At 30.6% G+C, this 12,510-nt stretch carries 13 protein-coding genes; 9 read left to right on the top strand and 4 right to left on the bottom strand.

Going from position 1 to position 12,510, the window contains the following annotated elements; genetic code table 11:
- The first annotated feature begins 2 nt into the window (after window positions 1-2).
- The 8 genes from CLPA_RS14470 to CLPA_RS14435 all read left to right on the top strand — a co-directional run bounded on the left by CLPA_RS14470 (window position 3) and on the right by CLPA_RS14435 (window position 7,792).
- Complete coding sequence (locus CLPA_RS14470; protein WP_003443388.1) at window positions 3-803, top strand: ABC transporter permease subunit; 801 nt, start codon at window positions 3-5, stop codon at window positions 801-803.
- A gap of 35 nt (window positions 804-838) precedes the next feature.
- On the top strand, window positions 839-1,633 hold the full coding sequence (locus CLPA_RS14465) for an ABC transporter permease subunit (RefSeq protein ID WP_003443385.1): 795 nt from the start codon (window positions 839-841) through the stop codon (window positions 1,631-1,633).
- A 140-nt stretch (window positions 1,634-1,773) separates the two neighbouring features.
- Window positions 1,774-2,310 carry a glycerol-3-phosphate responsive antiterminator gene (locus tag CLPA_RS14460; protein ID WP_003443382.1) on the top strand — a complete coding sequence of 179 codons (537 nt, stop codon included), beginning with the start codon at window positions 1,774-1,776 and terminating at the stop codon, window positions 2,308-2,310.
- 408 nt (window positions 2,311-2,718) lie between these two features.
- Window positions 2,719-3,642, top strand: a complete 924-nt coding sequence (locus CLPA_RS14455) for a carbohydrate ABC transporter permease (protein WP_236900347.1) — start codon at window positions 2,719-2,721, stop codon at window positions 3,640-3,642.
- The gene (locus CLPA_RS14450; RefSeq protein WP_003443376.1) at window positions 3,639-4,481 is read left to right on the top strand and encodes a carbohydrate ABC transporter permease; all 843 of its coding nucleotides are present in this window, start codon (window positions 3,639-3,641) and stop codon (window positions 4,479-4,481) included. Before CLPA_RS14455 ends, CLPA_RS14450 begins: the two co-directional genes overlap by 4 nt.
- A 33-nt stretch (window positions 4,482-4,514) precedes the next feature.
- The gene (locus CLPA_RS14445; protein ID WP_003443373.1) at window positions 4,515-5,882 is read left to right on the top strand and encodes an ABC transporter substrate-binding protein; all 1,368 of its coding nucleotides are present in this window, start codon (window positions 4,515-4,517) and stop codon (window positions 5,880-5,882) included.
- Window positions 5,883-5,949: 67 nt separating this feature from the next.
- Window positions 5,950-6,828 (top strand): sugar phosphate isomerase/epimerase family protein, encoded by an 879-nt coding sequence (locus CLPA_RS14440; protein WP_003443372.1) that lies wholly within the window; start codon window positions 5,950-5,952, stop codon window positions 6,826-6,828.
- 367 nt (window positions 6,829-7,195) lie between these two features.
- Window positions 7,196-7,792 (top strand): 50S ribosomal protein L25, encoded by a 597-nt coding sequence (locus CLPA_RS14435; RefSeq protein WP_003443370.1) that lies wholly within the window; start codon window positions 7,196-7,198, stop codon window positions 7,790-7,792.
- Window positions 7,793-8,051: 259 nt separating this feature from the next.
- On the opposite strand, the gene CLPA_RS14430 is transcribed toward CLPA_RS14435, so the two are convergent.
- The 3 genes from CLPA_RS14430 to ppnP all read right to left on the bottom strand — a co-directional run bounded on the left by CLPA_RS14430 (window position 8,052) and on the right by ppnP (window position 10,463).
- A complete protein-coding gene (locus tag CLPA_RS14430; RefSeq protein WP_003443368.1) occupies window positions 8,052-8,855 on the bottom strand; it encodes an alpha/beta hydrolase in 804 nt (267 codons plus the stop codon).
- A gap of 115 nt (window positions 8,856-8,970) precedes the next feature.
- A complete protein-coding gene (locus CLPA_RS14425) occupies window positions 8,971-9,549 on the bottom strand; it encodes an LOG family protein (RefSeq protein WP_003443366.1) in 579 nt (192 codons plus the stop codon).
- A 599-nt stretch (window positions 9,550-10,148) separates the two neighbouring features.
- Entirely contained in the window at window positions 10,149-10,463 is a 315-nt protein-coding gene (ppnP, locus tag CLPA_RS14420) for a pyrimidine/purine nucleoside phosphorylase (RefSeq protein WP_003443364.1), read from the bottom strand.
- A gap of 282 nt (window positions 10,464-10,745) precedes the next feature.
- On the opposite strand from ppnP, the gene CLPA_RS14415 reads away from it, so the two are divergent.
- The gene (locus tag CLPA_RS14415) at window positions 10,746-11,141 is read left to right on the top strand and encodes a hypothetical protein (RefSeq protein ID WP_003443362.1); all 396 of its coding nucleotides are present in this window, start codon (window positions 10,746-10,748) and stop codon (window positions 11,139-11,141) included.
- Window positions 11,142-11,200: 59 nt separating this feature from the next.
- Here the strand turns inward: CLPA_RS14415 and CLPA_RS14410 are convergent, their stop codons facing one another.
- A complete protein-coding gene (locus CLPA_RS14410) occupies window positions 11,201-12,346 on the bottom strand; it encodes a glycerate kinase (protein WP_003443360.1) in 1,146 nt (381 codons plus the stop codon).
- Window positions 12,347-12,510: the final 164 nt, after the last annotated feature.

Raw genomic sequence — 12,510 nt, 5'->3', positions numbered from 1 at the left:
ATATGAATATGTATCTGCATGAGATTAAGTCTATGAGAAAATCAACAATTATATGGATTTGTGCTATGTTAGCTATTGCTATTATTTATTTTGCTTTATATCCTGGAATTGTGGAGGATGCTGCAGATTTTAAGAAACTCATTGGCAGCTATCCTGCAGCCGTGAGAGCGGCTATGGGAATTTCTATTGACAATATAACTTCTATATTAGGTTTTTATTCAATGATATTTTCATTTATAACACTCTGTGGAGCTATTCAGGCTATGAATATTGGCGTTTCTATTATTTCAAAGGAAGCGCGAGAAAGAACTGCAGATTTTCTATTGGTTAAACCCGTTTCACGTATTTCCATAGTCACTGCTAAGCTTATGGCTGCAATAACTATGCTTTTAGCTACCAATGTGATCTATTATGCAGGAGCTTATATACTTGCATCCATTGTGAAAACATCACATTACAGCATTAAGGTATTTTTTATGATCAATCTTGCGCTATTTTTTATTCAACTTATTTTCCTGGCTATTGGTATGGTTATTTCAGTATTTTTTACAAAATTAAAATCAGTATTTCCAATTTCTTTAGGAACAGTTTTTGGATTTTTCATTATAGGGGCACTTATAGATAATGATAAAAATGATGGTATTCGATTTATCTCACCTTTTAGATATTTTGATTTATCCTATATTATTAAAAATTCAAGCTATGAGGCAGCTTATTTAATTGTTAGTGCAATTATTGTTATAGCAGCCGTTGCTGCAACTTATTTAATTTATACTAAAAAGGATATCCATGCTGTAAGCTAAGATGCTTTCAGATTTTGATTAAAAGGAGGTCTATTATGAATATTTTCTTAAGGGAACTAAAAGCTAATAGAAAAGCTCTGATTATATGGAGTGTATGCATGTTTTTGCTGGTTGCAAGCGGCATGGGTAAATATACGGTTTATTCTTCTAGTGGTCAGAATAATGAACTTTTTAATAATCTACCTTACTCACTTAAAGCACTGCTGGGATTTGGTTCTTTTGATGTTACTACTATGAGCGGCTATTTTGCAGTATTGTTTCTTTACATTGAGCTTGTAGCGGCTATTCATGCCGTACTACTGGGCTCCAATATAATTGCAAAAGAGGAGCGAGATAAGACTACAGAATTTTTAATAACTAAACCAGTATCACGAACAACCATAATAACTTCAAAGTTCCTAGCGGCTCTAGTTAATATTTTTATTCTGAATATTGTTTCACTTTTATCATCTATCGTTATGGTTGATGCTTATAACAATGGAAAAGATATTTCAGGTGAAATATTTATGTTTATTTTGAGTATGTTCATTGTTCAACTTATTTTCTTGTCTATTGGTATGCTATTGGCGGCATTCATCAGAAAATCCAAGGTTTCTGGTTCAATTTCTGTAAGTGTGCTGTTAATATCCTTTATAATATCAAAAATAACGGATTTAACTGATAGGTTGAATGTGCTTAACATACTTTCTCCTTTTAAATATTTCAGCTACAAAGATTTAGTGGCGGGTAAAGGGCTTAACTTTGGCGTATTTCTTCTATCCATTGTACTGATTGGAATTTTTTCCTTTTCAACATATTTCTTTTACAGGAAGAGGGATTTGAATGTATGATTCAGATGGGGTAAAAGAATACCCACCTGAATTAAGAACTTGCTTCAATTAACTAGAACTTAATGAAAGTATAATACTACATTAACATTATAATAATATAATCTTATTAAAGTCTTAAGTTAATAGGGTGTGATAAAACAATGAAGGAATATCCAATTATAGCATCTGTGACTGATTTATCCAAAGTTGATAGTGTTATAAGAAGTAAAATCCAAAGAGTCAACCTTGTAACAGGAGATATATGTATTTTAAAAGAGTTAATAACAAAATTACATGAAGCTGAAAAAAAAGTTTTTGTTCATTTGGAGATGATAAGTGGTGTTGGAAGGGATTCCAGTGCTATTAAATATTTATCTAAAAATTTTAACATTGATGGTATAATATCTACAAAAGCTAATAATATAGCAGCAGCAAAAGCCTTAGGATTATCAGCAACACTTAGAGTTTTTGCTATAGACACTACTGCTTTAGAGTCAGCTATTAAGGTAATTAATAAGACAAAGCCAGATCAAGTAGAATTAATGCCAGGTTTAATGCCAAGTGTTATAAAACGTGTAAAAAGTAAGATAAAACAACCTATCATTGCTGGAGGACTCATACGTACTTCAGAAGAAGTGAGACAAGCCATTGCTGGTGGAGCTGACTATGTTTCTACTGCAGGCACAACGTTATGGTAATTAAATAAATTTAGGGTAGAGATTTAGAGTAAACCCTTTGCGATATTATAAATAATTGAGATGTTACGGGCTTAATTATTTTCAATATTGCAATGGGTTTTTTTGATGTCTATTCAAAGATAAATTGAGAAATTAACACACCAACTATTAATGCTTATAAATCAGTATGGGAACTTCTTACAACTATTTACTGTAATATAAATACTTAAAAGAAATTTTATGGTTAATTTCGGTGGAATATAAAATATTAAGTAAAGTTATAATGTGTAAATCATGGTAAATAAAAGTTATTTTTAAGTTAATACTTGGTTAATAATATTGTTTTGAGTAATTAAGTGAACTAAAATTGGACTTGTTTAAAGATTAATTTAATATAAAGAAAGGAAGTGTAATATTTTGTTGTATAAATTGAAGCAAAAGACACCTGTAGCATCAAAGAATATTTATATGACTAACAGTAAAAAGGTACACAAAAAAGTATCTAAATCTGTAGAACCTTATATTTATCTAGTCCCCTGCGTGATATTATCTATTATGTTTGGATATTATCCGTTTATAAGAACTGTCCTTTACAGTTTTTCATTGGTGGACTTCAATGGAAATATCCTGGAATTTATAGGGTTTAGTAACTACAAGGATATTCTAACAGATAAAAATTTTTACATTGTACTAAAAAATACTCTCTATCATGTAGCAATGGCAGTACCAGCAGGTATTATCATAAGTTATTCACTTGCTCTTCTGGCAAATAAAAAACGTAAATTTTCTTCTGTTTACGAAACTATGTTTTCCTTTCCAATGGCAGTTTCAATGTCTGCAGTTTCCATTATTTTTAAGACTATGTTAAATCCTAGAATGGGTCTTATAAACTATATTTTTGGATTAGACTTAAAGTGGTTTAATGATCCTGATACTGCAATGATCTCTATAACTATCGTATCTGTATGGATGGGAATAGGCTTTGACTTTTTATTATTTTTAGCTGCTTTAAGAAATGTGCCAAAAGAATTGGTAGAAGCTGCTGAAATAGATGGTGCAAGCTTTTTATATAAATTAAAAAATATATATATTCCTATGACTTCTCCTACTTTATTTTTCGTACTCTGTACTAATGCTGTAGGTGCTATGATGATGTCAGGACCTTCAATGGTTATTACCAATGGTGGGCCTAAGGGTTCCACTAAAACTATAATCTATCACTTATATGAGACTGGTATAACCTCAGCAAATTATTCCTATGCTTCAACTATTGGTGTTATTGTGTTTCTTATGACTTTCTTACTTTTATTATTCTGTTTTAGATATGAAAAGAAAGGGGTATATTATCAATGATTAAAAGTTTTGGTTTGAAGACACAAAAAAAGATGAATAATTTATTATCGGTTATTTGTATATTAATAGGACTTGTTATTATTTTTCCAATTATCTATTGTATTATGCTTTCATTTATGCCTGAAAGTGAAATTATCAGTTATCCGCCTAAATTTATACCTAATAAATTTATTATCAGTAACTACATAACAGCTCTCCAGCAGAGTCCTCTAACAAGATTTATAATTAATTCCTTTGTAATAGCTTTTGTAGGTTCTATTATACGTCTTGCAATAGCAAGCCTTGCAGCGTATCCATTGGCACTTTTTAATTTCAAAGGGAAAAGATTTATGTTTATATTTATATTATGTACTATGATGTTACCTGGTGACGCTATGCTTATTACAAATTATCTTACTATTTCAAATTTAGGACTTGTGAATACTTATCCAGGCGTTATGTTAGTTTATCTTCTTTCAGCAACTTATGTATTTATGCTGAGACAGTATTTTAAAACAATAAGTAATTCTCTGAAAGAGGCCTCTGAAATAGATGGATGTGGTAATTTTCTTTTTTTTATAAAAATTCTGCTTCCTCTGTCAAAGCCTATACTGGCATCCTTATTTATATCTTCTTTTGTTGGCCTTTGGAATATTTATCTGTGGCCGCTGCTCTTAACCAATACACCAGAAATGAGAACCGTACAGGTAGGTATCACTATGTTGAATTTTGCTGAGGCATCTTCTTATGGTCCGCTTATGGCAGGTACCGTATTGATATTAATACCAACTATATTTGTATTTGTATTTTTCCAAAAGAAACTTGTAAGTGGAATTACATCAGGGTCAATAGTTAATTAAAAAAATATATTTTTATAAGGAGTGAATATTAAAATGAAAAAGAAATTAAAAGTAATAATTGCTAGTGCATTATTGGGAATGACATTGGCAGGATGTACTACCCCTCAGGCAAATGCCTCATCAGGAAGTAATAATGGTAAAACTGAGATAGTATTATGGCATGCTATGGGAGGAAAAGGTGGTAGTGTTCTTAAAGAAGTTGTTGATAACTTTAACAATACAACTGGTAAAGAAAAAAATATCTTCGTTAAGGCGGTTCACCAAGGAACCTATCAGGATACAGATACTAAGTTAAAAGCTGTATTGCAAGCTAATAATGTAAAAAATATGCCAGATCTTGTGCAGTCAGCTGCTTTAGGTGTTTTTACATTAAAAGAATATAAGGATACATTATGGATAGATGATTTAGAAAAAAAATATCCGGATTTTGATTTATCAAATATTGAGCCCAATGCATTGGCTGCGGCTTCCTATAAAGGTAGACATTTAGGTATGCCTTTTTCAAATTCTACAATGCTTATGTACTATAACAAAGATCAGTATAAAGAAGCCGGTCTTGATCCTGAAAAACCAGCGGCTACTTTAGATGAATTAGCTGATCATGTTGCTAAATTAACTAAAAAACAGGGTAAAGAAGTAGTAAGATATGGTATGGTACATCAGTTGAATTTTTATGCGCCTATGAGCTGGATAGGTATGCAAAAGGGTGGTTCTTATTTAGTAGATAATGAAAATGGACGTAGTGCTACTCCTACAAAGGTTGTATTTGGAGAAAATGGAACAATGAAAGAGGTACTTACAAAATGGCAGAAAATTTATAAAACAGGTGGATTAGATTATACAGGAACAGATGCCAGCAAAAGATTTGCAGCAGGAGAAACTAGTATTTTCTTGGGTTCTACCGCAAGTCTGCCTTCTATAGTAGAAGGTATAGGTGGAAAGTTTCAATTAGGCACAGCATTTTTGCCAAAGGTACATCCAGAAGATAATGCAGGAGTTGCTACTGGTGGTTCATCACTTTATGCATTGAACAAACATGATGAAAATAAAGAAAAAGCAATAGTAGAATTTTTAAAATATATGAGTTCTCCTGAGACACAGTTTAAATGGCATACAGGCACAGGCTATTTCCCAGTTAACAAAAAAACTTATGACCTTCCTGAGATGCAGGAACATCTTAAGAAGAATCCATTATTTAAAACTGCTATTGATCAACTTCATCAGTCAAGTCCTAAAGTACAGGAAATGTGGATGCCTTCTTTCCAAGAATTCGAAACATTCCAGACAGATACTGTTACTTCCATGCTGGATGGTGAGATAGATGTAGATACTGCAATTAAGAATGTGGTAGAAAAAGGCGATGAACTTATTAATAATTACAGAAGGGCGAATAGCAAATAGTGAAATTTTCAAGTATTATTGCCAACGTAACCTGAAAGAAATAGTAATTTAAATTGGGGGAATAAAAATGAGACTTTCAACATCAACTAATATTCACTATATGAGAGAAAATAAGGAATATATTTTATTCATAGACAGTATGCGTATTTGTAGTGAAGTAGGATATAAAGTTATGGATATAAATTTCTGTGACGCAGTGAGGGAGCATTGTGAAGTTTTTGGTGACAACTGGAAAGATGAAGTTGAAAAAATAGCAGAACAAGCAGAAAAACTTGGAATAGAATTTTCACAATGTCATCTTCCCTTTTATAATGTTATTGATAGTAAGTTTGAAGATAGGGAGCTTTATGAAAAAATGATTTCTAGATGTATTGAGGCTTCAGGATTACTTGGAGTAAAATGGGGAATTCTTCATGCAGGCACAGCTATATGGGATAACAGATCTATAAAGGTTGCAAAAGAAAAAAATATTGAGTATTTTAAACCTAAACTTGAAATAGCTTCAAAACATAACTTGGGTATAGCTATAGAGAATATGGCAGACTTTTTAATAGATGGCCGTCCACGCCGACGCTATACAGCAGAGGTTGAGGAGTTATGTGATTTAGTTGATTCGCTAAATTCCGATAATGTTGGAGTATGTTGGGACTTTGGACATGCAAATCTTACAGGATGTGATCAGATACAATCTCTTAAATTTGTTGGCAATCGTCTTAAAGCTACTCACGTGGCAGATAACAGGGGAATGTATGATAACCATATAGCTCCATTTCATGGTAATATTGAATGGAAACCTATAATGAAAACATTGAAGGAAATAGATTATGCAGGAGATTTTACCTATGAAATTCATAATGAAACTATGAAACTTCCAGATGCACTAAGAGAAGCATCACTTGAATATACTTTTAAAATAGGGAAATATTTATTATCCCTAGCAGAATAATTAAACAGGGGCTTTCTTACTAAAAAGTTCGATAGCCCCTGTTTTTTGTATATAAAATGAATCATGTTTCTGTGTAAAGGAGAATCAAGCAGCATAAGGATTTTATATTGCGTGCTATTATCAGTTTAACTAGAATTATGCGTTTACAATTTAGTTTTCATTGATAAAATCATAAGAAAATTTTAAAGTAAAGTGTTATAATAAAACTAGATATTTAAATCACTAACGTTACCGCACGAGTAGAGAACTTAAAATTACTACATACAATCTGCTTTAATTAAAGAAGTAGAAAATTATAAAACTCTTACGGATGCTAGCGATTCAAACATTAAAATTGGCTTATAAAAGCTATGAGGAGTGATTTATTATGGAACAAATAGTTTTAAATGTAGAGCACAGAACAAATAAGACAAAGAAATTTAGAGAAGAAGGATTTGTGCCTGGTGTAATCTATGGAGGAAAGTCTGGAAAATCAGAATCTATAAAAATTCAGGAGGCACCTTTGAAGAAAATTCTTTCCAGCCATGGAATGAGTGCCAAGCTGTGGATTAAAAATGGAGATGAAAAGAAATTTGGATTTATAAAAGAAATTCAAAGAACACCTGTTACTAATAAAATTGTACATGTAGATGTACAGTTCGTATCAAAGAATCAGGATGTTAAGCTTAAAATTCCTGTTGTATTTAAAGGTGAAGAGGCATTAAGAGGAAAGCAGCTTCAACTTGTTGTTAATAAATTAGAAGCAGAAGTTATAGGAAAGCTGGATTTGGTTCCAGAGGTAATACATGTAGATGTATCTGAAAAAGCTGCAGGAGATAACATTACTTTTAAGGATTTCAACTTAGATGAAAGTATAAAAACTCATGATAATATAGATGAAGTATATGCTTCTATAAGTAATTTAGTAGTTGAAGAGGAAAGTGAAGAAACTGAGGAAAATGCAGAAGCAAATACTGAAGAATAATTAAAATATTTCAAAGAGGTGTTTCTTATAGATATAATAGCATCTCTTTGATTCTTCTTATGGATATGTGTCATAAGTAATATAACTAGAAGCAATGATAAGCGGTAGTGATGAATTCATAGCTGAACTGTCTAAAAAAGTATATGATAGTTTAAAATAATTATAATTTATAATAAAATAAAGAAACTATGAAAGACTGTATTAACTTCAACAATGCATAGTTTCTTTTTTGTTTTCAAGTTATATATAATAAGTTAAATTATAGAGTTAAGCTATTAAATTTGGAAATTGTAGTATTTAATTCACCTTCAAAAAATCCAACTGTATAGTCTAACACTTCATTTTCAAAGGCTTTACTGGTAAAAGTATGATTTGATCCAGAAATACTGTGAAGTACTCCTTTAGTACCATAAAGTTCTAGATATTTTTCAGAGGTACTAATGGGAACAGATGTATCATTAGTTCCGTGTATCAGCAATACATTTTTATCATAAGAGCTGGATTTTTTAAATATATCAGTATTCAATAAATCGTCTATAAAATCGATACCTATAAGATATCCATCTAGATCATAACATCCAATTTTTCGTACTTTTTCAATATCTTTTTCACTTTTTCCCTGAACAGCTATTTCAGCCATGTTTCCGGCAGGAGCCCATAGGCAAAGAGTTTTAACCGTTTCTTTATATTCTGAGGCAAGCATACTGGCTACAGCACCACCCATGCTGAAACCTAAGATTCCTATTTTATCTTCATCAACAAAATCAAGAGATTTAGCATATTGAAGAATCAATCTGGAATCTTCAAGTTCTTTTGAAAGGGTCATATTGACAAAATCTCCATCACTTTCACCACTTCCTATAAAATCAAATCTAATAGAAGCGATTCCTTTATCTGCTAATATTCTAGAGAGTCTTACAAACATAAAATGTGAACCTAGCTTATCACCGGTAAAACCATGAAACATACATACTATTGGGAGTTTTCCATTAAAATTTTCTGGTTTATGAAGCATTCCTCTTAAGGTTAAATCTTCATTTTTAATTTCTATTGATTTTTGCACTAAAATACCTCCATATATGTTTATCATAGTATATATTATAACACTTTCAGGTTTAAAGTAACCATTTTTATAAGTTAAGATTTGGATATATATGTTAAATAATTATAGCATTATATTATCCTAATTTATGCCATCTTGTTTCCATTACAGGGGGTGAATATACTTTCATCTTCTGGATTAACTCTAATGGATTATCTGAAATACAAAATAGGTTCATATTTGACTCTTTCATGAATCCCTCAGTACAGGTGTTTTTTAGCATATTAACTAGAGGATCAAAGAAATGGGATATATTCAATAGGCCAATAGGTTTTTTATGAATTCCAATTCTAGCCCAGCTAAGCATTTCAAATAATTCTTCAAAAGTGCCAAGTCCCCCTGGAAGGGCAATAAAACCATCAGAAAGATCAGACATAGTCTGTTTTCTCTCGTGCATTGTGTCAACTTCAATAAGTTTAGTTAAATTTTCACTGGCTGTTTCTACTGTAAAAAGTCCCCTTGGCATAACGCCTATAACTTTTCCTTGATTTTTTAAAACTTCATTGGATACCTCTCCCATGAGACCTATTTTTGAGCCGCCATAGACTAATTCGATTTTGTTACTAGCTAGTGTTTTACCTAATAATCTAGAAATTTTACTGTATTCTGGACGAGCACCAAGACTGGACCCGCAATAAACACATATTCTTTTCATAGAACTACCTCCTGAAATTAAGTTTTAGTCATATTTTTAACATATTACCTGCAAAAGTTTTTATTTAAGAACTTATATTTTATTTATTTAACATGAAATATTTTAATAAATATATTAATTATGCTTTTATTTAATTTATAGCATTTTTTATTGAAACTTTTCAAGTGAAAAATTTATTTTATATACTATAAATTGGATGTATTGACTATATAAATTTGAAGATAAAAACTCATATAGATATATAATACTACATACAAATTAAGGGATTATTAAGTGGTAAAACTTTTTGATAAGTAGAAAATTCATTCTGATAAGTAAAATATTATCATTAAGTTTGAAATATTTATTCATAATTATTTATATTATTGAAATTTAAAAATATTGATATATTATGGTGAAAAATTTTTATAAAAGTCAGTTTTTTATGTAGTAATTAGCTTTTGTTATTTTAAATTATATAATATTATTTAAAATACTGATTTAGAGGTAATTTGAAGAGAAGATTAAAACTGATAAATTTAGTAAACTTAAGATAAGTTTACTGATATTTATCAGTTTGCTTTTTACATTAAAATTAGGTTTACTGTGTATTTATTATATTATTCTCCATAAGAACAGCAGTAATCGGTAACTTCTTTTACTACTAACTTAAAGCTTGAATTAGCAGGTACTTCAAAAGATTGTCCAGCAGTAAAATTTATCCATTCATTATTTCCCGGAAGAAGTACATCAAGATTTCCTGCCATAATTTCCATTAATTCTTTATCTCCAGTTCCAAATTCATATTCTCCAGACATCATAATTCCTAAAGTCTTTTTTTCTCCATTAGCAAATAATATAGTCCTGCTTGTTACATTACCATTAAAATATATATTAGCTTTTTTTATGATTGTTATGTTTTCAAAGTTCTCCATTGTCTGCCTCCTGATCTTATTAAATATTAGTACTTTATCATTATATATGTTTGTGATGAATTATTACAGATATATTTTATATTAAAATTTATTGTTTAGTATTATAAAAATTAGATAACATTTTTTTCTTTAGATACTCATCTTATATAGGTAATTATAAAATTTAACAAATATCTATTCAAGAATACCTTTACATGATATAATTAATTTAATAATTCAGGGGATGGCACCCATAATAAAAAACAAAGGATTATAAACTATTATAACAAGGGGATGATACCCATGATAAAAAACATTAGTGTTATAGATAGTAAAGGCTACTCTATAGGGGAGACTTTTTTTAAAAGAGCTAGACAGTTGGTTAAAAAAGGACGAGCTAATTGGATAGGAAAAAATACTATAAAGTTAATTGTTAGTAATACCTATTATGAGGAGGTAAAATCTATGTCTACTGAAAATAATAAAATTTTAAATATAGATTTATTAAAGGATTTTATTGGAAAAATAATTGAGGAAAATTCTGTAGCAGAAAAGGCTATAGATGAAATCAGCAAGTTATCTAATGAAGATTTAAAAGCAGCTAAAATCCTTCAGGTAGTAGAAAGTCATGATAAAGCTAAGGTTGAAATTGCACAGGCTTTTGCAGATAAGTTAAGTGAAAAGATTTTAGTTAAGTAATACAAATTAATTATATAGTGGCTATCCTATAATGTATGCATTATAGGATAGCTTTTTAGTTATATGTTTTTATAGCTACAAGCTTTAAAAACTCTAGCAATTCTTTCAGCAGTTCTTTCAATTAATATACTGCTGTTTTCAATGGCATTGTCAAGGGTCATAGGTCCGTCAACTATGGAGAAAATGCTGTCAAAGCCTTTTAGGTACAGGGTTTCGGCATCCTTCCCTATTCCTCCTGCAATTGCTATAACGGGAATGTCATATTTTTTAGCTATTTTTGCTACACCAAAAGGGGCCTTTCCAAAAGCAGTTTGGAAATCTATCATTCCTTCACCGGTAAATACTAAATCTGCGTCTTTAATTTTTTGTTCAAGGTCTGTTAATTCTATTACTATATCTATACCTCTTTTCATAGATGCATTTAAAAAGGCCATTATTCCAGCTCCAAGGCCTCCAGCAGCCCCTGCACCGGGAGTATTTATTATATCAATAGACAAGTCCCTTTTTATAATTTCAGCATAGTGAGATAAATTTTTATCTAAAAATTCAATCATAGATGAATCCGCACCCTTTTGTGGACCAAATACATGGGAGGCACCCTTGGGACCACAGAGAGGATTGTCTACATCGCAGGCTGCGGTGATATTACAATCTTTTATTCTTGGATCTATATTAGATATGTCAATGGAATTTAACTTGCCTACAGCACCTCCGCCTTCTCCAATATTATTACCTTCTTTATCTAGAAATTTTACACCTAAGGCTTTAGCTGCTCCAACACCGCCATCATTAGTAGCACTGCCTCCCAGACCAATTATTATATTTTTGCAGTCTTTATCAAGGGCATCTTTTATTAGCTGTCCTGTACCGTAGCTTGTAGTTATCAAAGGATTTTTTTCTTCTTTAGGAATGAGAGGAAGACCAGAGGCAGCTGCCATCTCAATTATGGCAGTTTTGGCATCTCCAAGAATACCATAGAAAGCTGTAACATCTTTCCCAAGGGGACCTTTAACAATTACATTAACTATTTTTCCATTGGTGCTATCAACTAAAGACTGCACTGTACCCTCGCCGCCATCTGCCATGGGTATTTTTTCAATAGTTAAATTATTAAATATTCTGCGAATACCTTTTTCTATGTTGTTTGCTACTTCCAGAGCACTCAAACTTCCTTTATAGGAGTCTGGTGCAATTACTATTTTCATACTTTTCCTTCCCTTCATGAGTAATATATCTTTAATTTTATTATAACAGCAGTTATTTTTAATTTTATAAAAATTATTACATATTATTTTTTTATAATCAAATAAACGTTTACAAATATTATATAACTTTAAAATAATATATACAAATAGATATAGTATATAAA

This window comes from Clostridium pasteurianum DSM 525 = ATCC 6013 (assembly GCF_000807255.1).
GTDB classification, from domain to species: Bacteria; Bacillota; Clostridia; order Clostridiales; family Clostridiaceae; genus Clostridium_I; species Clostridium_I pasteurianum.
This window is presented reverse-complemented; position numbering and strand designations above follow the sequence as displayed.